We start from the raw sequence: 25,975 nt of genomic DNA on the forward strand, positions 1-25,975 counted from the left end.
ATATGAAGCGCTAATACGTCGTGCGGCGCTCGTCCGAAGGCGAGCGCCCGAATTGCGCCCGGTAGCTCTGCGCAAAATACGAATGCGACGTGAATCCAGTTGCGAGCGCGACGTCGAGAATCGGCGAATGGGTTTGCCGCAGCAATTCGCGTGCCCGTTCGAGCCGCAGGCTCATATAGTAACGGCCCGGCGTCATGTTGAGGTGACGCAGAAAAAGCCGTTCGACCTGCCGCACCGACAGGCCAACCGCCTTGGCAAGGCGGACCGCCGATTTCGGCTGTTCGAGATTGTCGGCCATCAATTCCACGATCTTGCGCAGCTTTTCCGACTTGCCGGTCAGGTCCCGCTCCGGCCCGATCCGCTGGCGATCGGTCTGCGAGCGAATGCGCTCGTGGTGGAACTGGTTGGCGACCTCGTTGGCAAGCGCCGGGCTGAAATCTTGCCGGATGATTTCAAGCATCAGGTCGATCGAGGTGGTGCCGCCGGCGCAGGTATAGCGCTTGCGGTCGATCTCGAAGACATTGCCCGTGCATTCGATCTGCGGGAACTTCTCCTGGAAGCCGGCACGGTTCTCCCAATGAATCGTGCAGCGATGACCTTCGAGCTGGCCGGCTTCGGCAAGGATGTAGCTGCCGATATTGAGCCCGCCCAGCGCTGCGCCGCGCCGTCCAAGATTGCGCAAGGCTGCAATGACCTTCTGCTTGTCGTCGAAGTCGGTCTTGAGGCCGGCGCAGACAAAGAAGATATCGGACGACGGAAGGTCGGCGAGCGCATAATCCACATTGATCTGCAGGCCGTTCGAGGCGGTCACTGCCTCGCCATTGGCCGACACGATGATCCACGAATAATAGGGCTGCTCGGCCATGCGGTTGGCCGTACGCATCGTATCGATGGCAGCGGCAAGGCTGAACATCGGGAATTTGTCGACGAGCAGAAAGGCAAAGGTTCTGCTGACCTTGAGGGCTTGGGCCATGTGCTCTTTTAGCGAGATTCCCTGTTAGAGCAAATCGATCAGAAGCGCGGCGGCACCTTCCCAACCGAGCGGTAGGCCGCAACGAGCGTATTGGCCATAAGCATGGCGATCGTCATCGGGCCCACGCCGCCGGGGACCGGTGTGATGGCGGCCGCGACCGTCGCCGCATCCGCGAAATCGACATCGCCGACAAGGCGCGACTTGCCTTCGCCCTTTTCCGGAGCCGGGATGCGATTGATGCCGACATCGATCACGGTTGCGCCGGGCTTAACCCAATCGGCCTTGACCATTTGCGGCCTGCCGACGGCGGCGACGAGAATATCTGCGTTGCGGCAGATTCCCGCCAGATCCTTGGTCCTGCTATGGGCAATCGTCACTGTCGCATTGTGAGCAAGGAGCAGATTGAACATCGGCTTGCCGACAATGTTCGAGCGGCCGATCACCACGGCGTTGAGCCCGGAGAGGTCCCGGCCCAGAACGCGCTCAATCAGCAGCATGGAGCCTGCCGGCGTACACGGAACGAAAGCCGTATCGAGCTCGCCGGTGCCGAGCTTACCGACATTAATGAAATGGAAGCCGTCGACGTCCTTGTCCGGCGAAATCGTCTGGATAATGCGGCCGGAATCGATGTGCTTGGGCAGCGGAAGCTGCACGAGGATGCCGTGGATAGACGGGTCGGCATTGAGGCTCTCGACAAGAGCAACGAGCTCTTCCTCGCTGGTATCCTCGGCGAGGGTGTGTTGAACGGATTTGAAGCCGCATTCACGGGCCTTCTTGCCCTTTGAAGCGACATAGACCTGGCTGGCTGGATCTTCCCCGACGATGACAACGGCGATACCGGGCGTGATCCCGGTGGACTCTATCAGTTCGGCGGCCGACGCCTTGACCTTCGAAACCACGTCCTCGGCAATTTCCTTGCCATTGATCGTCACTGCCATGTGCTGCTCCCGGGCGTCGAACTGGTGGATCGGCCACCATAGTGTTGATTTTGCGGCCGAATAATACCGTCAAAGCGGCGTTCGCTGACGCAATAGCGAAAGCGGTCGGGAACAGCAATGCGATGATGTGCCCCAGAGGCGCGTCAGGCTTCCAATCGTTGCTTGGCGGGGACGCCAAATCCATGCATGATCACAGAATCTCTCCCGAATCCGGAATTTTCGATGCGCTATTCAGCTTTCAGCCTGCTCAAGAACGCCCTCAACGGCAATAAGGACTGGAAGCCCGCCTGGCGCAAACCCGACCCGAAACCGGCCTACGACGTCGTCATCATCGGCGGCGGCCATGGTCTTGCGACAGCCTATTATCTCGCCAAGGAGCATGGGATTCGCAATATTGCGGTCGTCGAAAAGGGCTGGCTCGGCTCCGGCAATATCGGCCGCAACACGACCGCGATCCGTTCGAACTATCTCCTCACCGAAAACCAGCACTTCTACGAAGCATCGATGAAGCTCTGGGAAACGCTATCGCAGGACCTCAACTACAATGTGATGTTTTCCCAGCGCGGCGTCATCAACCTTGCCCATACGCTGCCGCAGCTCGACGTTTACGCCCGTCGCGGCAACCAGATGCGTCTCAATGGCATCGATTGCGAGTTGATGAACCCGCAGCAAATCAAGAAACTGATCCCCGGCCTCGACATCAGCAACAATGCGCGTTTTCCGATTCTCGGCGGGCTCATGCAGCGCAGTGCCGGAACGGCGCGCCATGACGCAGTCGTCTGGGGCTATGCCCGCGCCGCCGACCAGCTTGGCGTCGATATCATCGAGAACTGCGAGGTCACAAGCTTCCTCAAGGACGGCGATACCATTACCGGCGTCATGACGACGCGCGGTCCGATCAAGGCCAAGAAGGTCGGCTGCGCGGTGGCCGGCCATACCAGCGAACTCATGCGCCGCGCCGGTGTCGACCGCCTCCCGCTTGAATCGCACGTGCTACAGGCCTTTGTCTCCGAGGCCCTGAAGCCCGTTGTCGACACGGTCGCGACCTTCGGCGGGGGACATCTCTATTTCAGCCAGTCGGACAAGGGCGGACTTGTGTTCGGCGGCGATATCGACGGCTATAATTCCTATGCGCAGCGTGGCAACCTTCCGGTCGTCGAAGATGTAATGAGCGAATTCGTCGCCGTCATCCCGGCACTGGCACGCGTCAAGCTGCTTCGCTCCTGGGGCGGCATCATGGACATGACCATGGACGGCTCCCCCATCATCACGACGGGGCCATTGCCCGGCATGTATCTGAATACAGGCTGGTGCTATGGCGGGTTCAAGGCGACGCCGATTTCGGGAAAATGCTTCGCCTGGACCATCGCCAAGGATGAGCCGCACCCGCTTTCCGCGCCGTTTACGCTCGACCGGTTCTATCGCGGCTATGTCATTGACGACAAGGGACAGGGCCCCACCCCGAGACTGCACTAGCGCGTCGTCCGGTCCTTCACCTGCTTGATCGCAGTATCGAGCCGCGAGGCTGCAATATTCGAGGGCTGAACGGGGTCCGTTTCCGCGACGAGCGAGGTCGATTCCACGGGCCTTTCCGATAATGCGGAAGCCTTGCGCCTCCGGACCTGGGATGCCTCCATCATTCCGATTATCAAGGCAATGCCCAAGGCGACGCCTACCGGCAGGATAATGCCCTTATCGACACTGAATAGCGTTCCGATGATGACCACGGCAACGATAAGCCACCGCAGCGGCCGGATGCCATGTGCTTTCTCGTCAAGGGCGGTGTCTGTATCGACAGGCAATTCCGCAATTGGCGCGACCTCTTCCGGCAAAGCCGGATCTTCGGCTGCGCCGCCGATCGTTTGCGAAGGTTGAGTGGCTTCCGCCAGATCTTCTACCGGCACAGGCTGAGCGTCGCCATCGCCTGGCACGATGCTGCGCGCTTCTTCGTCGCCACGCCGGTTGAGCTCGGCCTTGATCGCGGCCATCTCGGCGCGCAAGCGATCAACTGCCTCCTGTTCGGCTTCCTCCGGGGTGAGACTGCGGGCCGTTTCGGGCCACGATCGCTGCAGATCGTCGCTCGCTGCGGCCAGACGCAAAGCGCGCATACGATGATAGCGTTCGAGTTCGCTTTCGTGACGAAACGATGGCCCTGAACCTTCAGCCGGCTCTTCCGGCTGGCCCGCAAACGAGAGCAGCGACCGTGGCCGCTTCTTCGTCTCGTTCTCGCGATTACTCATCTGCAACCCAACTCCAGCACTGCCGTAACCTGTGTCTTTCGTTCATAGACGAAGGTTAATTCAATCTAAAGTGACGTCAAAAATAAATGGTTAATTGGAACCTGCACAGGTCAGTGGCGATCGGCGGTTGACCCGAAGCACCGGAGCGGATCAAAGTGCGCCAAAATCAGGGAGAAAGATAATGGCTGAGAATGTGGTTTTGGTCGGGTGCGGCAATATGGGTTTTGCCATGCTCAAGGGCTGGCTCGATGCCGGCGTGCTGAAGCCGGGCCAGGTGCATGTCGTGGAACCGACCGACGCGTTACGGGAACGGGCGGCAGGATTGGGGGTGGAAGCCGTTGCCAATGCCAGCCGCCTGCCCGCCGACCTTGCACCGCGCGTCATCCTCGTCGCGGTCAAACCGCAGGTCATGGGCGACGTGCTTCCAGCCTATCAGCGTTTCGCGAGGACGGCGACATTCGTCAGCGTCGCTGCCGGCATCACCGTCGCATTCTTTGAAAAAAACCTCGGCAAGGACGCCGCCATTATTCGCACGATTCCGAACACGCCAGCGGCGATCGGGAAAGGCATGATCGTCACCTACCGCAACAGCAATGTGGAGGACGAGGATGCGCGTTTCGTCAATACACTGCTCAAGACGAGCGGCGCTGTCGCTTCGGTCGCCGACGAGAGCCTGATCGACGCGGTGACCGCAGTTTCAGGCTCGGGCCCGGCCTACGTGTTTCATTTCATCGAATGCCTGACCGAGGCAGCAGTCGCCGCAGGGATCGAACGCAGCACCGCGGAACTATTGGCGATGCAGACCGTCTATGGCGCGGGTGCGCTTGCTGCTTCGAGCAAGGACACGCCAACGACGCTACGCGAACAGGTCACAAGCCCCAACGGCACAACCGCTGCAGCGCTCAACGTGTTGATGGGGGAGAACCGAATGCAAAAGCTTGTCACCGAAGCTGTCGATGCGGCGCACCAGCGCGCCATCGAACTTGGCAAAGTTTGAGCTTTCACCCCTGCAAGGCTTGCTCTAGCCTGCGTGCATGAACGTTCATTCGTCCCCTGATATTGTCGCGGCGACGGCGCAACGCGCTTACGGCGCCGCGCGGCTTTCCGTCAAACATGTGAACGGCCGAACCCGCATCGCCTCGCTCTATCAGGAGGGTTGCGCCAAGATTCGCCTGCCCGAGCGCGACGACCACGGTCTTGAGGCGGTGATGATCAACACGTCCGGCGGCCTGACCGGCGGCGACAGGATGCGCTGGGAGTTCGATGTCAGGGAGAACTGCAGGGCGCAGATCACGACGCAGGCTTGCGAGCGCATTTATCGCGCGTCCGCCGATACCGCCGAAGCCGAAACGAAGCTTCACATCGGCGAAGAGGCTTCGCTGGCGTGGCTGCCACAGGAAACCATTGTCTTCGAGAAATCGGCCTTGCGCCGCAGCCTGAATATCAGTCTTGCCGCGACAAGCCGCGCACTGATCATCGAGCCGATCGTTTTCGGGCGCAAGGCAATGGGCGAAAACATCGAGACTGCAACGATCCATGACCGCTGGCGCATCTGGCGCGACGACAGGCTCGTCCATGCCGAGGATTTTCGTCTTGGTCCCGATGCCGGTTCGATGCTCCGCCAACCAGCCCTGCTCGGCGGTGCGCGGGCCATGGCAACGGTATTGCTGCTCGGCGCCGATGCGGAGCGCCATCTCGATGCAGCGCGGAAAATAATTGGCGCGAGAGGCGGCGCCTCCTTCTGGTCTGGCAAGCTTCTTGCGAGACTGATCGACGGCGATGCCTATAACCTGCGAAAGCGGCTGGTTCCTTTGATCGAACTGCTGAACGAAGAGGCTGGCGTGCCTAAAGTCTGGGCAATCTAGTCGCGAATGTAAGTACAATTTCTAGGGGAAACGATGAACCTCACTCCACGGGAAAAAGACAAGCTTCTCATTTCCATGGCGGCAATGGTCGCGCGCCGGCGGCTGGAGCGCGGCGTCAAGCTCAATCACCCCGAAGCCATTGCCCTGATCAGTGATTTCGTTGTCGAGGGCGCCCGCGACGGACGCTCCGTCGCCGATCTCATGGAAGCGGGTGCCCATGTCGTTACGCGCGAGCAGGTCATGGAGGGCATTGCCGAGATGATCCACGACATCCAGGTCGAGGCAACGTTCCCGGACGGTACGAAGCTTGTCACCGTACATGAACCGATCCGCTAGGAGCAGACGATGATCCCAGGAGAAATCATCCCCGCCAAGGGCGACATCGAACTCAACGCCGGCGCGAGCACGGTGACCTTGAAGGTCGCCAACCGGGGCGACCGGCCGGTTCAGGTCGGTTCGCATTACCATTTCTTCGAGACCAATTCCGCCCTCGACTTCGAGCGCGGAAAAGCCCGCGGCATGCGCCTCGATATTGCCGCCGGCACCGCAGTCCGCTTCGAGCCCGGACAGGAGCGCGACGTCACGCTGGTGCCGCTCGGCGGGAACCGGACCGTCTACGGATTCCAGCAAAAGATCATGGGCAAGCTTTGAGAATACCGCTTGAATCTTTCATGCCGAAAAGCGACCGGAAGATATCCGATCGCAACGCGCTTACCAAATTGCCGGGCAGAAGCGGGCGGTCAGCTCGGCTTCTTGGTGACCAGCGTCAGCAGACCCTTGGAATCAAGACTTGCAATGACAACGGCAGCGGACGTCAGGCCCTTTTCCTTGAGGGCGGCCGAAACCTGGGGCGACTTGTCGATCGAGGTCCGGAGCTTCTGTACGTCCGTATCGCTGCGCTTGGCGATAGCCTCGTTGACCTGGCTCTTCGTCCCTTCGGGCAGTTCGTTGATATCGACAATGTTGATGGTGGTGATCGGCGTCGCGCCGGCTTTTGCTGGCGCCTCGGTCTTGCCGGCCGGCTGTTCAGCCGACGGGGCCTGCGGAGCGGCGGACTGCGCGTAGGCAACGGATGTCGCCAGCGGGAATGCCGCACACAGCGTCAGGACTATCATCTTTCGCATCGTTTTTCCTTTCATGCGATTGGCGAACGATCATCTACTGATGACGGGCGCAGTTCACATGCGGAATTCGATCTGAAGCGGTCAGCAATCGGGTCTTGTCGGGGCAATAACACGGCGAGAATGTGTCGCGCTGAACCGGCAATACCGCAGCCTACTCATCCAAGAGGGAATGTTCATGCCCGCTAAAATCAGCCGTTCCGCCTATGCCCGCATGTTCGGCCCGACGACGGGCGACCGTGTGCGCCTTGCCGATACCGAACTCTTCATCGAAGTCGAGAACGACTTCACTGTCTATGGCGAAGAAGTGAAATTCGGCGGCGGCAAGGTCATTCGCGACGGCATGGGACAGAGCCAGATCGCACGGGCGGATGGTGCTGTCGATACCGTCATTACCAATGCCTTGATCGTCGATCATACCGGCATCTACAAGGCCGATGTCGGCCTTAAAGACGGTTTGATTGCCTCCATCGGCAAGGCCGGCAATCCCGACACGCAGGCCGGCGTTTCGATCATCATCGGGCCGGGCACGGAAATCATCGCAGGCGAAGGCAAGATCCTGACCGCTGGCGGCATGGACGCACATATCCATTTTATCTGTCCGCAGCAGATCGAGGAAGCGCTGATGTCGGGCGTGACCACGATGTTCGGAGGCGGAACCGGCCCGGCCCATGGAACCTTGGCCACCACCTGTACCCCCGGGCCATGGCATTTGGCACGAATGATCCAGTCCTTCGACAATATTCCGATGAATATCGGCCTTTCCGGCAAGGGCAACGCCTCGCAGCCAAAGGCACTCGTTGAAATGATCCTCGGCGGAGCCTGCTCGCTGAAACTGCACGAGGATTGGGGAACGACCCCTGCAGCCATCGATAATTGCCTGACCGTTGCCGATGAATACGACGTACAGGTGATGATCCACACCGATACACTCAATGAAAGCGGCTTCGTCGAGGATACGGTCAACGCCTTCAAGGGGCGCACCATCCATGCATTTCACACGGAAGGCGCCGGGGGCGGCCACGCGCCCGACATCATCAGGATCTGCGGACTGGCGAACGTCATTCCTTCATCGACCAATCCGACCCGGCCTTATACGAAAAACACGATCGCCGAGCATCTCGACATGCTGATGGTCTGTCATCATCTCTCTTCGTCGATCCCGGAGGACGTTGCCTTTGCCGAGAGCCGCATCCGCAAGGAGACCATCGCGGCTGAAGACATACTCCACGATATCGGGGCTTTCTCGATCATCTCGTCCGACAGCCAGGCGATGGGCCGTGTCGGCGAAGTGCTGATCCGCACCTGGCAGACGGCCGACAAGATGAAGCGGCAGCGCGGAAGCCTGCCGCAGGAGACCGGCGACAACGACAATTTCAGGGTAAAGCGGTATATAGCGAAATACACGATCAATCCTGCCATCGCGCAAGGGATCTCGCGGCATGTCGGTTCGATCGAAACCGGCAAGCGGGCCGATCTTGTGCTGTGGAACCCGGCCTTCTTCGGCGTGAAACCCGATCTTGTGCTGCTTGGCGGCTCGATTGCCGCCGCGCCCATGGGCGATCCCAATGCCTCGATCCCAACACCGCAGCCTGTGCACTACCGCTACATGTTCGGCGCCTATGGCCGCAATGTCAGCAATTCGTCGGTGACATTCGTGAGCAAGGCAGCTGAGGAGGCCGGCCTGCGGCAGTCGCTTGGCGTCGACAAGCAGTTCATCGGCGTCGAGAACACGCGCGGCGGCATTTCAAAAGCTTCGATGATCCATAATGACGCGACGCCTCATGTCGAGGTCGACCCCGAGACCTACGAGGTGCGGGCCGACGGCGAATTGCTGACCTGCGAGCCGGCCACTATACTGCCGATGGCGCAGCGCTATTTCTTGTTCTGATGGATGGTAAATTGATGAAAGAGCACTTCAAGCGGCTGGCCTACTATAATAAATGGGCCAATACCCGCATATATGACGCTGCCGCGACGCTTGACAGTGAAGACTATTATGCCGACCGGCGGGCGTTCTTCCGGTCCGTGCATGGCACGCTGAATCATATTCTGGCCATCGACAAATTGTGGTTCGGGCGGATTACGGGCAATCCCTACATTCCGCCGAGCCTCGACGTCATCCTTCATGACAACCTCGCGGATCTACGGGCGACCCGCGACGCATTTGACAATCACATCATCGATGTCATCGGCGACCTCGGCGAGGATCGCGTCACCGGCGTGTTCCGCTGGACGACGATGGAAGGCGCGCCCTATGCATCGACGCTCGATCGCTGCCTGACGCAGAACTTCAACCACCAGACACACCATCGCGGGCAAGTACATACCCTGCTCAGCCAGTTGACCGGCAATGCGCCGCCGCTCGACTTCTTCTTGTGCATGAACGACGATTTCAATGAGGAAGACCATTTGCAATGAAACGGGTAACCGATCACGACCACGCCGGGCACTATCATGGCGCACCGTTCGACAGCGTCGTCCTTGCCCATGATGAGCGGCATTTGCGGCGTAAGGTTCTGACCTTACGGAACGGCGAACAAATTCTCGTTGACCTGCCCGAGGCGATCGCCTTTGCCCATGGCGACGTCCTTGTGCTCGAAGACGGGCGCATGGCCGAAATCATTGCCGCCGACGAGCAGCTTTACGAGGTCGTGCCGCGCGATCGCCAGCATCTGGCGGAGCTTGCCTGGCACCTTGGCAACCGTCACCTGCCGGCGCAGCTGGAAGAACAGCGGATCGTGATCCTGCGCGACCATGTCATCAAGGCCATGCTCGAGGGGCTGGGGGCAAGGGTCAATGAGATAGTCGCCCCCTTTCACCCGCTGCGCGGGGCATATCATGGCGGGCACGGGCACCATCATCACGGGCACGGCCATGAGCATGAGCATGAGCATGAGCATGAGCATGAGCATGATTGAGGCCGTCGCTTACGTGAGGCCTATGTCGTGAACACCCCTCACCTCATCCGCCTCATGACCTGGTTGTCGCCGGCGTTCCCCGTCGGGGCGTTTTCGTACAGCCATGGCATCGAGCGGGTGATCCACGACGGCATTATTCGCGACAGGGCGACGCTCGAAGACTGGCTGCGCGACCTCTTCCACCAGGGCTCTGTATGGAACGATGCCGTCCTTTTTGCTGCGGCGTGGAGCGAGCCTGATGCCGGTGAGGATATCGCCGCGCTTGGCGCGGCGATGGCGGGCTCGGCCGAGCGATACATGGAAACGATGCTGCAAGGTAGCGCTTTCATCCAGGCGGCAAGCCATTGGATGGCCGAGCAATCCGCAGACGATCTACCCTATCCTGTAGCTGTCGCGAAAGTCGCAGCCTCAAACGGTGTAGAACTCGAACCGGCGCTTGCGGCCTATCTCCATGCTGTCCTGTCCAACCTCATCCAGGGCGCGGTCAGGCTGGTGCCGCTCGGGCAAAGCCAGGGCGTTGCCCTTATGGCTTCGCTTGAGCCGGCGATCCTTGGCGTGGCAAGTGCCGCAGCACGGTCCAGCCTCGATGATCTCGGCTCGGCCGCGATCATGTCGGAAATCGCCGCCATGCAACATGAAACACAATATTCGAGGGTCTTTCGCTCATGATTTCCCAGAATGGACCATTGCGGGTCGGCATTGGCGGCCCCGTCGGCTCGGGCAAAACCACCGTCACGGAAATGCTGTGCAAGGCGATGCGCGGCAGATATTCCGTCGCGGTCGTCACCAACGATATCTATACAAAGGAAGATGCGCTCATTCTCAACCGCTTGCAGGCGCTGCCGGAGGACCGGATCATGGGTGTGGAGACCGGGGGTTGTCCCCATACGGCTATCCGCGAGGATGCGACAATCAATCTGCAGGCCATTGCCGAGATGAACAAGCGGCATCCCGATCTCGACATCATCTTCATCGAATCGGGCGGCGACAATCTGGCGGCGACGTTCTCGCCCGATCTTGCTGACCTCACCCTCTACGTGATCTCGGTGTGCCAGGGCGAGAAGATCCCGCGCAAGGGCGGTCCGGGCATCACCCGATCCGATCTCCTGATCATCAACAAGAAGGACCTTGCGCCCTATGTCGGCGCTGATCTCGAGGTGATGGATGCAGACACGAAGAGACAGCGCGGCGGCAAGCCCTATGTCTTTACGGATATGCTGCGCCGCGACGGGCTCGATGCCGTCATTGCCTTCATCGAAGCAGCCGGCGGCCTACGCCAAGCGGCTTAGCGCATCGCTGGGCTTGATCATCGCTTCGGCCAGGATCTCATAGGACCTGATCCGCGCCTTGTGATCGAAAATCTGTCCCGTGACCATGACTTCATCGGCGCCGGTGCGTTGCATGAACTCCCCTACACCGGCCTTGACCGTCGCGCGCGAGCCAACGACGCTGCACGACAATGCCTGCCGAAGAATTGCCTTGGAGTGCAGGTCGAGTGTTTCCTCGTAGTTTTCGACCGGCGGCGGCAGCGGGCCGGGCCTGCCGGTGCGCAAGTTTACGAAGGCCTGTTGCTGCGAGCTCTGCAGGAGTTTTGCCTCCGCATCTGTTTCGGCCGCAAAGACATTGAGGCCAAGCATTACGTAGGGCTGATCGATATGTCCTGAAGGCTCGAAGCGGGCACGGTAGATTTCGATGGCCCGCTCCATTTCCGCTGGCGCAAAATGCGACGCGAAGGCGTATGGAAGCCCGAGCGCCGCAGCAAGCTGCGCGCCAAAGAGGCTAGAGCCCAATATCCAGACCGGCACGTTCGTGCCAGCACCCGGTACCGCGATGACCCGCTGGCCGGGTTCCGGGTCCAGCAGATAGCCCATCAACTCGACCACATCCTGCGGAAAACCGTTGACGTCCTGATTGAGATTGCGGCGCAGCGCCTGCGCCGTGATCTGATCGGTCCCGGGCGCGCGGCCGACGCCGAGATCAATGCGGCCCGGATGCAGCGAAGCGAGCGTGCCGAAGGCCTCTGCTACCATCAGCGGCGCATGATTTGGCAACATGATGCCGCCAGCGCCCACGCGGATGGTCGAAGTTCCAGCGGCAATATGAGCGATGACGACCGCAGTCGCCGCGCTGGCAATACCGCGCATGCTGTGATGCTCGGCAAGCCACAAGCGGTTATAGCCGAGCCGTTCGGCATTCTGGGCGAGATCGAGTGAATTGCGAAGCGATTGCCCGGCATTGCTGCCTTCGGCGATCGGTGAGAGGTCGAGGACGGATATTGGGGTCATCGGCTTCATATAGGCGCGCCCCTGCGCGGCGCAATGCGCCCCCGCCGTTTCATGATTCACAAATATTGAAGCATCTTCCCCGAAAGGATCGGACGGTTTCATTTATCTGTAGATCGTCGGCTCCCGCATCTCAGGACTCCAAAAAAATTGCCCTTCGGTGCCGCTAACGCGAGCGGGGGGCAATCTGGCTCGAAAGCCATTTCGAGCCTGGCCGTTGATGTTTTCGATAAATTGTGGAAGAACGCGCATACTGGCGTCCAATCTTTTCCAATTGGCGTGCATGCGCACGCACATGAGTTTACCTCTAAATGTCTGACTTATCACATCAAATTGCCGCCGTTGTTCTGCGCAGTATCCATTGATCTGTATTGCGTATTTTAACGTGATTATATATGTTTATATACGTTTAATGGAGAGCTTTCTAATGGACGTCCCGGCGCTACCAAAAGAACGGCAGAAATTCATCCTCGATCGCCTGCAAAATACGGGAAGAGTCATAGCGGCAGAGATTGCGGCGGAAGTCGGTGCGACAGAGGACACGGTTAGACGAGATTTGCGGCATTTGGCCAAGGAGGGGCTTTGTCAAAGGGTCTATGGGGGCGCGTTGACGATCCATAAGATCTCCACCCCTCTGCATGTGCGAGAGGACGAGAATAGGGATCGAAAAAGGCGGCTTGCGCTACGGGCGGTACAACTGTTGAGGACAGGAGATGTCGTGTTCATTGACGCAGGTTCAACGAACACTGAAATCGCAAGGCTGCTGCCTGACAACTTGAATTTGCGCGTGATCACAAACGCGCCGGCCGTGGCAAACGCCATCTTGGGCAGGTCCGGTATTGAAGTCGATATTATCGGCGGACACCTCGATCGCACCACAGGTGGCTCGCTGGGAGCACGTGCTGTTAGCGAAGTTCGATCGATAAGGCCGAGCATCTGCTTCCCGGGCATCTGTGCGCTGGATTCTGAACTGGGACTAACGGCGTTTGATCCTGAGGACGCGTTTATGAAGGCTAACATTATAGCGTCGAGTGCTCGCGTCGTAGCTGTAGCGACAAGGGAAAAGATCGCCACGTGCGCTCCATATGTTGTCTCAGCCGCCGACAAGATTACAGATCTGGTGGTCGAGGCCGGTATCGAGGAAGACACTCTCACTGCATATGCGAAGATTGGATTGGCAATTCAGGTGGTGGATGGACTGAAAGATGAGTGAAAGCGGGGCGAAACACCGACTGATTGCCGCAAGGATTTCCACAACTATTGTTTTTCTGGTAAACGGCATTGGCATCGGCGCGTGGGCCGCGTGCGTGCCAGCTTTGCGCCACTCGCTTTCCCTAACGGATTCTGCCCTGTCTCTTTGCCTCCTTGCGTTCTCGGGCGGTGGGCTCGTTGGCATGCCTGCGGCGGCTTGGTTGGTCTCGCGTGTGGGCAGTCAATACGCAACGATGCTCTTAGGCTTGATTTTTCCGATCACAATGGTCCTTCCGGGGTTTGCACCCACGCTTCCTGTTTTGATTTTCGCTGCACTGATCTTTGGCATGGGAAAGGGCTTCCTCGATGTGGCAATGAACACGTTTGCCGCTGCGCTACAGACCGCCTGGGGATCATCGATAATGTCGTCTTTTCATGCGGCCTTTAGCGTCGGCGGTCTAGTCGGTTCGATTTCGATCGGCCTGATGTTCGTGAATGGATTGAGCGTCTTGATGGGCCTTGCGCTCCTGGCCATTTTTTCCGTGGTAGCGATAGGAGCCTGCATAGCATTTGGACTGCAAGTTAAGATTGAAGAGGGACGTGAGAGAGACACGCGTGCGTTCGCTATCCCTTCCCCTGCGTTGTTTGGAATTGGATTGCTTTGTTTTCTTGGCCTTCTGATGGAAGGCGGCATGGCCGATTGGTCCGGCGTCTACATGACGACCGTTGTCAAAGTGTCCACTGCACAAGCCGCTATGGGATACGCTGCCTTTTCTCTGATGATGGTTGCGGGCCGCGTCCTCGGTGATTGGTTTGTCGGCGTCTTCGGCGAACGGGCCTCATTGCTGATGGGTGCGACCTCAGCCGCTTGCGGGTTTGCCATCTCACTGGGCAGCCCTACATTTGAACTTTCTGTGTTCGGCTTCGCATTGGTAGGACTGGGGGCATCAAATCTTGTGCCTCTGCTCTTTAGCGCCGCTTCTCGAACTGTGGGCCTACCTCCAGCAACAGCCATTGCGATGACGGCTTCGATCGGCTACGCCGGGTTTCTGATCGGCCCTCCGCTGATAGGCTTCGCGTCTGATCATATCGGGATGCGGCTTGCGCTTGTCTCACTATTTCTCTCGGCCGTCCTTATAGGCACCTTTGGTCCGAGGCTGCTTGCCGTCCAAGCTGCGATCAAGCCCTTCAAGCTTAACGCATAGCGAGGTTCATGGATGCGATGAAACTATTTCGTGGTTGTAGTCGCTAAATCCACGGCATTGTTGTTAAAACAATCGACGAGCCTGCCGCGAGGCTAACGCGGCCGCCCAACGGCTGGTCTCAGAGCGAACGGGAGTGAAGACGCAGTTCCGGCCCTTTGAGGGCACGCGTCTCCTGCGACAACTGCTCATCGGCCTCACGAATAGCGGTCTCGATGAAATAAGCGATCATCTCAAAACCTTCATCATCTGCCATGGCGCAGAGTCTCGAGAGTTCGTCTTTTAATTCTTCAAGTTTATTGGCTCTCTTCGTCATTCCGTTCCATCCATCCAATAAATCCCGGCTCGCCCCATCACATCAGTCCGCCGGCACTAGCCATGAGCAACGCCGGGTGCAAGGCGTTCCACGATACTTCCGCGGAATTTCCCCGTCATAGTTAATGTGCTTGTTGATTCCGACAAGACTTCGCACAAACAATAATCGCAACTTGCTCGTATTGAAAAGACCCCATATATCCTCAAATCATTGTGACAACTTGTAATAGTAATATAAACTTTCATTAAAATTTTACATGACGTTGCACAAGCCACTGAAAAGCCTGTCCTATTGCGTCAAGCCGCAATTAAAGACTTATCAAAAATGTGAGAGTTGAACTTCGGCCTTGCCGCAGATTTTCTGTGATTTCGTCTTTACGGCCTGATCGATAATTCCCGATGCCAAGTCCGAGACGATCTCGACCGCGATATCCTCCGGAAGGCCGGTCTCTTTCATGCCCTTGCGCATCGCAGTTTCGCTGGCCTCGCTGGTGCCGCAAATATAGGAGCGCGCCTCAAGATAGGCTGCACGTTCAAGCTGCGGGTTGTTGACTTCGTCGCCCTCGCCGCCTTTTGGTACTGAAGACTGCACTTCGCTCTTGATGCTGAAAGCCTGGACAGGTGCATAGCCCGCGGCAACTGATATTATCAGCCCTGCTGCGAGTACGGGGATACATGATTTAGAGAATTGCATTGCCCTGCCCCTTCCAACCAAGTTCAACCGGCGCTCGCAGAATTGCTATTCGCCTCATTCATAGGTTGTTAACGGATTGGGGACTGGTTCCGTTCCAATTGTATAGTCAACGCTCCGTGATAGAGGCGTGACGGACTGGCGACGCAAATTGCTGCAATGCACCAAATGCAATGCTGCTATGCAATATTGTGCATATTAAATCAGATCAGTTGAGTTATTCTCAAATCAGGAATTTTCGGCAGCGTCACCTCCTCCCGGCTCTGTCGAAACGGATGGCCTCTCTCCTCCCAGAAGGCTTTCCATACCCAACGAAACCCACCGCACCTCCTCCCGCGGTGGGTTTTGTCGTTTCAGGGCTCTAACCGTCCAGCATCCGGTATGAAGAAAGCCGCCTCGCGAAATCGCCAGGCGGCTGCACTAAGCACGGTCGAATTCGATAAAACTATTGAGGCGCGGCGAGCTTCGCCGGCTTTGCCGCATCGGCTACGCTCGGTTCCTTCGACGGCGATGCGCGTGTGGTCAATGATTTCGGCGGCGGCACGTAGTAGGTATCCTTGGCCGGCGACGGCCCTGATGCGGCCGTGCTGCCGGCCTTCATTCCAGTGGTGCAGCCCGCAACGACGAGGAGGCCAAGGGCGATGACGGACAGTGCTGCTCGCATTCGATATTCCTTTGCGTGATGGCGCCAAAGGGGCGCTTGAGAATCGCTACCCCGTTGACCATTCAATCGTGGCGATACCGCGTCAAGGCATCAGCGAATGAGAATGGCGCGCAAGTCGTTGACATTCGTCCCGGTCGGGCCCGGCACAAAAAGATCGTCGATCGCTGCGAATGCAGTCCAGGCATCATTGCTGTTGAGGTGTGCCGACGCGTCATTCCCCTTGGCAAGGAGCCGCGCCACTGTCGTGCTGTCGGCAAAGGCTCCGGCATTGTCCTCGGAACCGTCGATACCGTCCGTATCGGCCGCAAAGGCGCTGATACCATCCACACCGTCGATATCAATGGCGAGCGACAGCAGGAATTCGCTGTTGCGCCCGCCCTTGCCTTTGCCGCGAACGGTTACGGTCGTCTCGCCGCCGGAAAGAATGACGACCGGCTTCTTGAACGGCTGGTCCTTCATAAGAACCTGCTTGGCCATCGCTGCGTGGACGTGGGCAACCTCGCGCGCTTCGCCTTCGATCGCATCCGAAAGGATCACAGCCTGTATATCCATGGCGCGCGCCACCCTGGCAGCCGCTTCGAGCGAGACCGCAGCAGATGCAATCACATGGTGTTCATGCCCCGTAAAGACGCTGTCCGAGGGCTTGGGCGCATCGGCTTTGGCCGAGTTGAGATGAGCGAGCGCGGCCTTGGGCAAATCAAGATTGTAGCGTTCGACAATGCGTAGCGCGTTTTCGCGCGTGGTCTCGTCGGTAACGGTCGGGCCGGAGGCCACGAATGCCGGGTTGTCGCCGGGAATGTCCGATACGATCAGTGAGTAGACGCGGGCCGGATGTGCCGCTGCCGCGAGCCGCCCGCCCTTGATCGTCGAAAGATGCTTGCGCACCGCATTCATCGCCGAAATGGGCGCGCCCGAGGCAAGCAGCATCTTGTTGACGGCAATCTCGTCGTCCAGCGTCATGCCTTCCGGAGGCGAAGGGAGAAGTGCGGACCCGCCGCCTGAAATAAGAGCCACCACCAGATCGTCAGCCGACAGGTCCGACACTGTTTCAAGCAGGCGCTTGGACGCGACCAGCCCAGCAGCATCGGGAACCGGATGCGATGCTTCAATGATTTCGATTTGTTTGCAGGGCGCGCCAAAGCCGTAGCGGGTGACCACGACACCTTCGAGCGGACCGTCCCAGACCTTCTCGAAGGCGCTGGCCATTTGCGCCGAGCCCTTGCCAGCGCCGATGACAATGGTCCTGCCCTTCGGCTTCGGCGGCAAGTGTGCAGCAATCGTCCGCTCAGGATCAGCGGCATCAACTGCGGCCTGAAACAGCTTTACGAAGAATTCCTTGTCCTCACCCATTTTCACACTTCCAGATCAAAAACCAAAACGCCCGCAACACTGTCTGCCGTGGCGGCAACGATGCGCCCTGCTATGGCCTGGTGTTCGGGATGGACGAGATAGGCGTCGCGCGCCGTAGCGTCGGCAAAATCGAGAATAAACCCCTCGGAATAGCCCTTGTCCATGCCTGCCTCCGGGCTGACATTGCCGCCATATGAGATTGCCAGCGCACCGGGAAGATTGTCGCAAAGTATTTGCAGATCGCGATAGATCGATTGGCGCTCCTGCGCGGTGACTTCGTCGCGAAAGCGGAGAAATACACAATGGCGGATCAAGACCGGAACCCCTCTAGAATAATGCACGGGCTGGACGTCGTAATGTCCGGCTGCGCATCCTGAACAGATTGCCGGAAATTGCGAGCGCTATTTCCGCCTTAAGCCAAAATAACATCAGGCGAAGCAAGGACTACATCGCTTTCGCAAGAAGCTGTTCAACGGAGAGAGCCATAGCAAGCAGTCGACGGTCCGCGCCGTGTCGCCCAATCAGCATCAAGCCGCCCGGCAAGGCCATGCCGGGCATAGGCAGGCTGATCGCCGTCAGATCGAACTGGTTGGCTACCTGCGTGTTGCGCAGAAGCAATCCTTCGATCTCCCGGTATCGCTGCTCGTGGGCGGCGACTTCCTTGATCAGTGGTGCAACGATTGGACAGGTCGGCACAGCAATAAGATCGAAGGCGCTGATCCGCCGATCCATCGCCTCTACAAGCGCACGCCGGCGCTGCATCAACGCGATGTATTCACTCTCGGGGACAGCAAGGCGGCGAAGCAGAGGACGACGAACACGTTGATCGACATCCAGGCCCTTATCATGCAGCCAGTCGGCGTGGACCCTGCTTCCCTCAATGCCGGCGATCGAGCCGACGGAGGTTGCGACAGCCATTGCATCGATAAGATCGTCAATCGAGCAATCTGCAAGGATGGCACCGGCGCCCTCGAAGGTGCTTAGGCTAGTCTCGAATGCCGTAGCGATCGATGGTTCGGTCAGGTCGAAGAGTTGGCTGCGCGGCACACCGATTCGCAGGCCCTTGAGCGCGATGGGCATGGGCACGGCCGGTAACACATCGGCCATGATGGCATCCGCCAGCGCGCAGTCCGCGACGGAGCGCGCCAGTGGCCCGAGAGAATCAAGGCTGGGAGAGAGCGGAAAGGCGCCCTGAAGCGGGATGCGCCTTGCCGTTGGCTTGAAGCCGACGACGCCATTCAACGCCGCGGGAATGCGGATAGAACCGCCAGTGTCGGAACCGATGGCTATTTCGCTCGTGCCTTCGGCAACTGAAATGCCGGCGCCTATCGAAGAACCGCCCGCGACCCGGTCAGGATCACCTGCATTTCCTGCGACAGGATAGTGCGGATTAAGACCGACCGCTGTAAAGGCAAACTCAGTCATGAGCGTCTTGCCGATGATCACGGCGCCGGCTTTGCGTAATCTTTCCACCACCACGGCGTCGGCTACGGCGGCTGCAGCGGTTCGTCGGATGACGGATCCCGACAGTGTCGGTTCGCCGGCGACATCGAGAAGGTCCTTGATCGAGACGATGCGCCCGTCAAGCGGACCGAGGGAGCCGCCTTCTGCGGCACGTCTGTCCGCAGCCTCGGCGGCGTTGCGCGCCGCGTCAGCATAGACCTTGACAAAGACACGCTCGTCGTCTCGGCGGGCATCGAGTTTGGCGAGCGCCAGTTCGAGCCGTTCGCGTGCTGATGGTACGGTTTGCATCTCTACCCGCTGCAGTTGTTTGCACCGAGATATAGCGGCTGGCGATCCAACTTTGGAAGAGGACCTCGCCAACATTCGGTTGCTGCTATGCAGCATCATCAATGCTGCCCTGCAACATTGGCAATTTTCTTGCCTGCCGAAGCGACGCATATTTCGTTTCAGGGAGGCCAACGAAATTAAAAAGGGGTATAAAAAAATGAGCCTTCGCAACCGTATTCTTCAGTATCGCCAGTACCGCCAGAATCTTCATGAACTCAGCCGCTGCACCGATCGCAATCTTGCCGATCTTGGTATTGCCCGCGCTGACATCCGCCGCGTTGCCTGGCAGGCCGCACTTTAATTGCCGCACAATTGATTTATGGCGTTCGTGACCATGTATTCGCGAGCGCCATGTGCATTTTTGGCTAGCGAATGAGCGTTCCGGCCAGCATGCCTGCCACCGCACCGGCGCTCTTGACCAGGAAATTCCCGAAGTCCGGATGCCGACCCGGGATGAAGTGCTGTGCGTATTCGAGCAATCCGCATGCGAGTACGATTAAGACTGTGTTTGCGACCCGTCGCGTGGGATAGGTCAGGCTGAACAGCCCTCCAACCACGACAAAGGCGGTGAGCCGCTCAACATCCGGCCCGAACGGCGTGATCGGGCGCAGGCCGATGGGGCCAACTGTTACGATGACCACCAACGCCAGCACAATCCAGGCAAACAGGTGATAGCGCGCGGGGATACCAGCGAGCGCTTTGTGAAGCCTGCGCCAGTTCATTTTGCCTCTCCCCGCGTTGCAATGGACTCAAACGTCAGCACGCTTGATATTTGGGCCAAATCCTGCGCGGAGGCAATCTGTTGGCGGCCGCTTCTCAATACTCCCTGAAGGCGCGAGACATGCTGTCGATCACGGGCTTGGCCAGATATTCAAAGAATGTGCGCTCATGCGTCTGGATCAGGATATCCGCCGGCATGCCGGGCGTTGGCGTGAAACCGTGCACCCGCGCAAGTTCGTCCGCCGGAATGCTGACACGGGCGAGATAGACTTCCTGGTGCTGGTTGGTGTCGGTCATCGAGTCGGCCGATACATAGTCGACACGCCCGTTGATGATCGGCGTGGTACGCTGATTGAGCGCGCTGAGACGTACATGCGCAACCTGCCCTTCCTTGACCTCATCGATCTGCATGCGCGGAATTTGCGCCTCGATGATGAGCGGCACGCCGGCTGGCAGGATCTCGATGATCGGCTTGCCGGTCTCAATAACGCCGCCCGGCGTGTGATAGTAGAGCCGTATGATCGTGCCGGCCACCGGCGCTTTTACAACGGTGCGCTCGAGGATGTTTTCTGCCTGGCGCGATTGCTCGCGTACAGTGTCGAGTTCGGCTTCGGCGCTTTGTATCTCGTCAAGGGCTGCCTGCTTTTCAGTATCCTTTGTCTGGATCATTTCCTTCTGCAGCTTCTCGATCTGCGCGTTGACTTCCTCGATCTCGGCGTCGAGCCGGGCGATGGTGCCCTCGCCATCGGCAATGGCGCGCTCCAGCACATTGACCTCAGAGCGAGCCATAAGCCCCTGACGGAAGAGAGAATCCTTTGCTACGTACTCGTCCTTCAAGAGGGCCAACTGTTTTTTGGTGGAGATGATCTGCGCGTTACGGCCAATGCGGCGAAATTCGAGCGCCGAGATATTACGCTGCATCATCTGGTATTCATTGGCATATTTGGAGTGAGCGGCATTGAAGTTGTCGCTCTGGCTGTCATTGACCGCCTTTATTTCGGGATTGGCGATATTATCGAGGATGATTGCCGGCGGCTGATACCGGTCTTCCCCGCGTACGATCGCGTGCAGCCGGGCAAGAATTGCCTCAAGGCGGGCCTGACGCAAGTAAAGTTGCTGCGCATTGGCGCGCGGTGCGGTTTCATCGAGCGTCAGCAGGTCGTCGCCCTCCCTGACGCGGTCGCCTTCGCGGACCAGCAGGTCCTTGATAATGCCGCCTTCGAGATGCTGCACGATCTTGTTCTTGCCGGTGGCGACGAATGTGCCTGGTGCAATCACCGCTGCGGCAAGCGGCGCCGTAGCCGCCCAAGTGCCGAAACCACCGAAACAGACGATGATCAGCATGATGCCGAACCTGGTGTAGGGCTTGATGGAGCGCGGAACCCCATCGTACCATTGAAGATCGTTAACGACGTGCGTGGCCATCTTTTATCCCACCTATTCCGCCGCTTCGATGCTCGGCATGATCCCGGCTTCCTTGTTCTTGCGCGCTATCGCTTCAAGCACGGTCGCGCGCGAGCCAAACATCGTCACCGTACCGTTGCTGAGCACCATGATCTTGTCGACGCAGCTGAGCAGCGCCGGGCGCTGCGTGATCGTGACAACCGTGATCTTGTGCTTCTTGGCGTGCGACAGCGCCTTGGTCAGCGCCGCATCGCCCTGCGAGTCGAGGTTGGAATTAGGCTCATCGAGGACGACCAGTGTCGGGCTGCCGAAGAAGGCACGCGCAAGTGCGATGCGCTGTTTCTGCCCGCCCGAGAGCGGCGCACCGTCACCTGCCACAACGGTTTCGTAGCCTTGCGGGAAGCTCGCGATCAATTCGTGCACATCGGCAAGGATAGCCGCGTCGTAAATCGCCTCGTCGGTCACGTCCTCGCGCATGCGGGCGATGTTGGCCTTGATCGTCCCCGGGAAGAGCTGCACATCCTGCGGCAGGTAGCCGATGTTTTCGCCGAACTGCCGTTGGTCCCAATTGCGTAGATCCATGAGATCGAGACGGACGCTGCCCGAAGTTGGCAGGATCGAGCCGACCAGCATCTTGCCGAGTGTCGTCTTGCCCGCGCCGGAATTGCCGATAATCGCAAGGGATTCGCCCGGCATCAGCGTAAAGGAAATGCCGTTGAGAATGACCTTCTTGTTCGGTGGCGGCACGTAGAGAATACGATCGACGTCCAGCCTGCCCTCCGGGGTCGGCAGGCGAAGCCGCTCGAAATTCAGCGGCGAGGTCTGCAGGAGGTTCTTGATGCGGCCAAAGGCGGAGCGGAACTGGATGAAGCTGTTCCAGCCTTCAATGGCGCCCTCGATCGGCGCGAGCGCACGGCCGGCGATGATCGAAGCCGCGATCACCATGCCGCCGGTCATCTGACCGTCGATGGCAAGGTGGGCACCCCAGCCGAGCATGGTCACTTGCGTCAACAGGCGCGAGCATTTGGAGATGGTCGCGAAAACGATGTTACGATCCTGCGCCTTGACCTGCGCACGCAGCGAACCGGCCATATCGCGGCCCCAGATGCGAACAGCTTCGGGGATCATGGCAAGGGCATTGATGATCTGCGAATTGCGCGACATGGAATCGAGATGCAGCATGGCGCGGCTCTGGAAGTTGGTCGCCTCGGCGAACGAGGCGGCGGTTGCGCGCTGGTTGATGAAGGCGATGCAGATCAGGATCAGCGACGACACGACAACGATGTAACCGAGGTGCGGATGGACGAAGAATACCGCAACGAGAAAAATCGGGGCGATCGGCGCATCGAAGAATGAGAGGAGGGTCCCCGACGTCAAGAAGGAGCGCAGCTGCTGCAGGTCGCCAAGCACCTGATAATCCTTGCCATTGCCGTTCAGCGAGGCGCGCGCGGCTGCGCTGAGGATTGGGGCGCCAAGCTGGACTGCGACCTCGACCGCGGTGCGCATCAGGATGAAGCGGCGTATCGCATCGAGCACCACCTGGATAACGACGGCACCGACAATCACCAGCGTCAGCATTATTAGCGTATCGGTCGAGCGGCTCGTCAGGACGCGGTCTGAGATCTGAAAGAGATAGATCGGTATGGCGAGAACGAGGATGTTCAAGAACAGGGTGAAGCCCATGACGATTACGAGATTCTTGCGAACCGCCGTGACACCGTTGTTGAAACTGTCGCTGAAACTGGCGGTGGCAACGCGCTTGTGAAAGCTGGCGGCCGCGCCGCGATCGGCCTCGCGCTTCATGACTGGCCCACGATCGCCTTCGATAACTTTCCCGACTTCGCGTGCCAGGGGATTGCCAGCGGCGGAGGTCTCCGTTTTCATATCGGGCGTTTCGCTCAAGGGGATCGCGGCAGCGTTGTCGAGCGTTTCAGGATCAACCGGTGCCGCGATCGGCATTTCCTCGACCGACGTTTTTTCGGCAGCGGGCATAGCCGTGGCGCTTTCTTCCGGCTCACGGCGGTAGAGCTTGAGAATCGTTTCCTCCATCTCGGCGAGAAGATTGTCGAAGCGGTTTTGCTCATTTCCGCGCGCTGCCTGCCGCCCATTTTCCATGGCGACCCGCAAATTTGCCTGCTCTTCATGTTTCATCTATTTCGCGCCCCCCTGGCGCACGTCTTCTTGTTCTTACGAGAGGACCGTCTGCATGACATCGACTGAGTGGCTGGTGTCGGGTACGTGAATGGATGTCGAATGGTCTGCCGGCGTCGAAGCGTCTGCGTCGTGATCGAGGAATGCTACGACCTCGTTGGCCAAAGGCTGTCCCTGACCCGGCCCTGTGCTTGGCGGCTGTGATCCGATGATTTCAGCCTGGATCAGAATGGCATCGGAATAGAGCGCGCCGCCGACATAGGACAGCCCGGTGCCGTGGGTGTCGTGGTCGACGATGGCCGCGATATTCACCAATGCATTGGAACCCGTGCTGATGTCCCATTGCGTGTTCGATGTTGCGGCAAGAAGTGAATCCTCGTAATGCGCGACATAGTCGGAATCGCCGAGAATATTCACCTGCTCGACATAATTGAGATCGTAGACGCTCCCGGTGATATAGAGCGCGCGGAGACCCTCGATGCCGTGAAAGTTCGGGTCGCTGCCAAAACCATCCGGCATTTTGTAGTTGCCGCTGGCAAGTCCTGTGAGTGCGTCCTGATAATGCTGCGGTATCCCCGTAACCCAGTTGGTCGCGTCGCCACTCTGAATACTGGCGGCATTCCACAACAGGTTGTCACTGGTCGAAAGCTTGCCGTTATTTGCGCCAGCTGCACCGCCCGTGGTCAGGGTGTCGTTGTCGAACAGAATATTCGTCTGGAAGATGAAATTGCCGTCGTAATAGTGCCCACCGATCATGACGAGATCGTAGGTGTTGCACAGTTCGGCGAAGGTTGCAGTGTTCATCGACATGTTCGCGCCGGTGGTGATCGTCGTATAGGAACCGGTCGCGTTGAGCACATGCATGTCATTGTCGGAGATGAAGCTGTACTGGGAGATCCAGTTCATCTGCAGGAGATCGCCATTGATGACGGTGATTTGCCAGTTCTGCGGAAGGTGCGTCGTATCGCCGGACGATGCTGGCGTTCCGCCGGTACTATCCGCCTGATGCACGAAGTTGGCGATGTTCATCGCGTTGGTGGAAGGCTGGCACAGGGATTGCTGTCCCGCGAAACCGTTCTCGAACGTATCGCTGTCGCTATAGGCATTGGTCTGCACGATCGCATCGATGCGATAATGATTGCCGGCCACCGCGAAATGCCCGCTTATCGCATCAAGGCTCGTGAGGACGACTTGGTTGACCATAAGGTTCGCGCCGGCCTGAACGGTCACCGAACCCGCAAGGTCCGAACCATCGGTCAATATGGATTGGCTCGACACAATGGTGGGTTGTGCCGCGTCATGGTCCGTCGCCTTGATGAAATCCGGAAGCGATTGGCTGATGCCCGGCGCGCTCGTCACCTGCTCGCCATTGACAAACAGGCCGTCAATGGCCGGTCCTGTAATAACCGTGACACCCGGTGTCGCCGCAAGCGGTCCTGTCGCTGCCGCATGGATGAAACCAAGCTGATCGTTAAAGAACTGCGCGACCTCGGCGCCGTTGCCCGGAACGGCCGCTGATGTGAAGGATTCGGAGACCGCGAATGCCTGCGAGGACAGGTGCGCGAAGCCAGCATCGTCGGTGAAATCGAGATTCACCGGCATCTTGTTGCCCATGATGACGATGTCGTTGTCCTGCATGTGGTTGGTCTGCTTTAAGACCATCGACGTCTCGGAGGCACCGGACCCGAAATAGGGTCCCTCTTCCACGACCCCATGCGCGACATCTGAACCCGATCCGTGCGGATGGGTTGGCGTGTGCGGCAGTCGGTGCATCCCGATTTCGATTTCGTCCAGATTGACGTCGACCCAGGGCATCGATGGCAGGCCGACCGGCGACCATGGCACCGGCGTGTAATCAATATGCGTGTCCGAGAACACCGGCGGCAATTGCGGAGTCGCGTGTGTATCGATTGCAAGAATGTCTTTGAAATGCGGATCGGCGTCGGGGGTGATCTTGAATTCGCGGTATTCCAGCCGCGCTCTCGCGGCTTCGATGGATGTGTGGAAATAACCTACGAAATGGGCAATTGACTCTGAAATCTGATCACTGAAACCCAGCATTGCAGTCCCCGCCACATTCACGGCATCTGCCTTTGGACAAAGAGGTCTGCGCAAATTTCGCGCAGACCAATGTCAGGCAGTTTGCCTGCGTGTTA

The 25,975-nt window shown here is 58.7% G+C and carries 28 protein-coding genes; 13 read left to right on the forward strand and 15 right to left on the reverse strand.

Features of this window, described 5'->3' with window-relative positions; translation table 11 throughout:
* Positions 1-10: 10 nt before the first annotated feature.
* Together HQ945_RS04660 and folD are read right to left on the reverse strand one after the other, a co-directional pair.
* Entirely contained in the window at positions 11-973 is a 963-nt protein-coding gene (locus HQ945_RS04660; RefSeq protein WP_027230274.1) for a GlxA family transcriptional regulator, read from the reverse strand.
* Positions 974-1,011: 38 nt separating this feature from the next.
* The gene (gene folD, locus HQ945_RS04665) at positions 1,012-1,911 is read right to left on the reverse strand and encodes a bifunctional methylenetetrahydrofolate dehydrogenase/methenyltetrahydrofolate cyclohydrolase FolD (protein WP_027230275.1); all 900 of its coding nucleotides are present in this window, start codon (positions 1,909-1,911) and stop codon (positions 1,012-1,014) included.
* Positions 1,912-2,133: 222 nt separating this feature from the next.
* Between folD and HQ945_RS04670 the strand changes: the two genes are divergently transcribed.
* Positions 2,134-3,387: a sarcosine oxidase subunit beta family protein gene (locus HQ945_RS04670; RefSeq protein ID WP_027230276.1), complete on the forward strand. Its 1,254-nt coding sequence runs from the start codon at positions 2,134-2,136 to the stop codon at positions 3,385-3,387.
* On the opposite strand, the gene HQ945_RS04675 is transcribed toward HQ945_RS04670, so the two are convergent.
* Entirely contained in the window at positions 3,384-4,151 is a 768-nt protein-coding gene (locus HQ945_RS04675) for a hypothetical protein (RefSeq protein WP_113279823.1), read from the reverse strand. The genes HQ945_RS04670 and HQ945_RS04675 overlap by 4 nt on opposite strands.
* A gap of 181 nt (positions 4,152-4,332) precedes the next feature.
* On the opposite strand from HQ945_RS04675, the gene proC reads away from it, so the two are divergent.
* Genes proC through HQ945_RS04695 form a run of 4 tightly spaced genes read left to right on the forward strand, consistent with a single transcriptional unit; the run spans position 4,333 to position 6,667 of the window.
* On the forward strand, positions 4,333-5,148 hold the full coding sequence (proC, locus tag HQ945_RS04680) for a pyrroline-5-carboxylate reductase (RefSeq protein ID WP_113279822.1): 816 nt from the start codon (positions 4,333-4,335) through the stop codon (positions 5,146-5,148).
* A 37-nt stretch (positions 5,149-5,185) separates the two neighbouring features.
* Entirely contained in the window at positions 5,186-6,016 is an 831-nt protein-coding gene (locus tag HQ945_RS04685) for an urease accessory protein UreD (RefSeq protein WP_113279821.1), read from the forward strand.
* A gap of 33 nt (positions 6,017-6,049) precedes the next feature.
* Positions 6,050-6,352 carry an urease subunit gamma gene (locus HQ945_RS04690; RefSeq protein WP_027230281.1) on the forward strand — a complete coding sequence of 101 codons (303 nt, stop codon included), beginning with the start codon at positions 6,050-6,052 and terminating at the stop codon, positions 6,350-6,352.
* 9 nt (positions 6,353-6,361) lie between these two features.
* Positions 6,362-6,667: an urease subunit beta gene (locus tag HQ945_RS04695; protein ID WP_091919710.1), complete on the forward strand. Its 306-nt coding sequence runs from the start codon at positions 6,362-6,364 to the stop codon at positions 6,665-6,667.
* Between the two features lie 89 nt (positions 6,668-6,756).
* On the opposite strand, the gene HQ945_RS04700 is transcribed toward HQ945_RS04695, so the two are convergent.
* Positions 6,757-7,140: a hypothetical protein gene (locus tag HQ945_RS04700; protein ID WP_027230283.1), complete on the reverse strand. Its 384-nt coding sequence runs from the start codon at positions 7,138-7,140 to the stop codon at positions 6,757-6,759.
* A 175-nt stretch (positions 7,141-7,315) separates the two neighbouring features.
* Between HQ945_RS04700 and ureC the strand changes: the two genes are divergently transcribed.
* The 5 genes from ureC to ureG are packed head-to-tail and all read left to right on the forward strand — an operon-like array spanning position 7,316 to position 11,347.
* Entirely contained in the window at positions 7,316-9,028 is a 1,713-nt protein-coding gene (gene ureC, locus HQ945_RS04705; RefSeq protein ID WP_113279851.1) for an urease subunit alpha, read from the forward strand.
* Between the two features lie 14 nt (positions 9,029-9,042).
* On the forward strand, positions 9,043-9,558 hold the full coding sequence (locus HQ945_RS04710) for a DinB family protein (protein WP_081815758.1): 516 nt from the start codon (positions 9,043-9,045) through the stop codon (positions 9,556-9,558).
* On the forward strand, positions 9,555-10,058 hold the full coding sequence (gene ureE / locus HQ945_RS04715) for an urease accessory protein UreE (RefSeq protein ID WP_174207693.1): 504 nt from the start codon (positions 9,555-9,557) through the stop codon (positions 10,056-10,058). The genes HQ945_RS04710 and ureE overlap by 4 nt, the downstream gene beginning before the upstream one ends.
* 54 nt (positions 10,059-10,112) lie before the next feature.
* Positions 10,113-10,727 carry an urease accessory protein UreF gene (locus HQ945_RS04720; RefSeq protein ID WP_113279819.1) on the forward strand — a complete coding sequence of 205 codons (615 nt, stop codon included), beginning with the start codon at positions 10,113-10,115 and terminating at the stop codon, positions 10,725-10,727.
* Entirely contained in the window at positions 10,724-11,347 is a 624-nt protein-coding gene (gene ureG / locus HQ945_RS04725; protein WP_091919715.1) for an urease accessory protein UreG, read from the forward strand. The genes HQ945_RS04720 and ureG overlap by 4 nt, the downstream gene beginning before the upstream one ends.
* Here the strand turns inward: ureG and HQ945_RS04730 are convergent.
* Positions 11,330-12,343 carry an LLM class flavin-dependent oxidoreductase gene (locus tag HQ945_RS04730; RefSeq protein ID WP_113279849.1) on the reverse strand — a complete coding sequence of 338 codons (1,014 nt, stop codon included), beginning with the start codon at positions 12,341-12,343 and terminating at the stop codon, positions 11,330-11,332. The two genes, ureG and HQ945_RS04730, sit on opposite strands and share 18 nt — an antisense overlap.
* Positions 12,344-12,767: 424 nt before the next feature.
* On the opposite strand from HQ945_RS04730, the gene HQ945_RS04735 reads away from it, so the two are divergent.
* A complete protein-coding gene (locus HQ945_RS04735; RefSeq protein WP_162737108.1) occupies positions 12,768-13,553 on the forward strand; it encodes a DeoR/GlpR family DNA-binding transcription regulator in 786 nt (261 codons plus the stop codon).
* A complete protein-coding gene (locus tag HQ945_RS04740) occupies positions 13,546-14,736 on the forward strand; it encodes an MFS transporter (RefSeq protein ID WP_113279817.1) in 1,191 nt (396 codons plus the stop codon). The genes HQ945_RS04735 and HQ945_RS04740 overlap by 8 nt, the downstream gene beginning before the upstream one ends.
* Before the next feature lie 118 nt (positions 14,737-14,854).
* On the opposite strand, the gene HQ945_RS04745 is transcribed toward HQ945_RS04740, so the two are convergent.
* The 6 genes from HQ945_RS04745 to HQ945_RS04770 form a co-directional block, all read right to left on the reverse strand.
* Entirely contained in the window at positions 14,855-15,049 is a 195-nt protein-coding gene (locus tag HQ945_RS04745) for a hypothetical protein (RefSeq protein ID WP_027230288.1), read from the reverse strand.
* Between the two features lie 318 nt (positions 15,050-15,367).
* On the reverse strand, positions 15,368-15,742 hold the full coding sequence (locus HQ945_RS04750; RefSeq protein ID WP_113279816.1) for a hypothetical protein: 375 nt from the start codon (positions 15,740-15,742) through the stop codon (positions 15,368-15,370).
* 442 nt (positions 15,743-16,184) lie between these two features.
* Positions 16,185-16,403 carry a hypothetical protein gene (locus HQ945_RS04755; protein ID WP_113279815.1) on the reverse strand — a complete coding sequence of 73 codons (219 nt, stop codon included), beginning with the start codon at positions 16,401-16,403 and terminating at the stop codon, positions 16,185-16,187.
* 90 nt (positions 16,404-16,493) lie between these two features.
* Positions 16,494-17,753, reverse strand: a complete 1,260-nt coding sequence (locus tag HQ945_RS04760; RefSeq protein WP_113279814.1) for a glycerate kinase type-2 family protein — start codon at positions 17,751-17,753, stop codon at positions 16,494-16,496.
* Between the two features lie 2 nt (positions 17,754-17,755).
* Positions 17,756-18,067, reverse strand: a complete 312-nt coding sequence (locus HQ945_RS04765) for a Dabb family protein (protein ID WP_174207694.1) — start codon at positions 18,065-18,067, stop codon at positions 17,756-17,758.
* Positions 18,068-18,197: 130 nt separating this feature from the next.
* Positions 18,198-19,505, reverse strand: a complete 1,308-nt coding sequence (locus HQ945_RS04770; protein WP_113279812.1) for an amidase — start codon at positions 19,503-19,505, stop codon at positions 18,198-18,200.
* Between the two features lie 52 nt (positions 19,506-19,557).
* Between HQ945_RS04770 and HQ945_RS22785 the strand changes: the two genes are divergently transcribed.
* Positions 19,558-19,845 carry a DUF1127 domain-containing protein gene (locus HQ945_RS22785; RefSeq protein ID WP_246272509.1) on the forward strand — a complete coding sequence of 96 codons (288 nt, stop codon included), beginning with the start codon at positions 19,558-19,560 and terminating at the stop codon, positions 19,843-19,845.
* Between the two features lie 64 nt (positions 19,846-19,909).
* Here HQ945_RS22785 and HQ945_RS04780 read toward each other — a convergent pair whose 3' ends face one another.
* The 4 genes from HQ945_RS04780 to HQ945_RS04795 form a co-directional block, all read right to left on the reverse strand.
* Positions 19,910-20,266 carry a VanZ family protein gene (locus HQ945_RS04780; protein WP_113279811.1) on the reverse strand — a complete coding sequence of 119 codons (357 nt, stop codon included), beginning with the start codon at positions 20,264-20,266 and terminating at the stop codon, positions 19,910-19,912.
* A 94-nt stretch (positions 20,267-20,360) separates the two neighbouring features.
* A complete protein-coding gene (locus HQ945_RS04785; RefSeq protein ID WP_113279810.1) occupies positions 20,361-21,689 on the reverse strand; it encodes an HlyD family type I secretion periplasmic adaptor subunit in 1,329 nt (442 codons plus the stop codon).
* 12 nt (positions 21,690-21,701) lie between these two features.
* Positions 21,702-23,819, reverse strand: a complete 2,118-nt coding sequence (locus tag HQ945_RS04790; protein ID WP_027230296.1) for a type I secretion system permease/ATPase — start codon at positions 23,817-23,819, stop codon at positions 21,702-21,704.
* Positions 23,820-23,855: 36 nt separating this feature from the next.
* Entirely contained in the window at positions 23,856-25,880 is a 2,025-nt protein-coding gene (locus tag HQ945_RS04795) for a hypothetical protein (protein ID WP_174207695.1), read from the reverse strand.
* Positions 25,881-25,975 lie beyond the last annotated feature (95 nt).

This window comes from Phyllobacterium pellucidum (assembly GCF_013327855.1).
Classification (GTDB): Bacteria; Pseudomonadota; Alphaproteobacteria; order Rhizobiales; family Rhizobiaceae; genus Phyllobacterium; species Phyllobacterium pellucidum.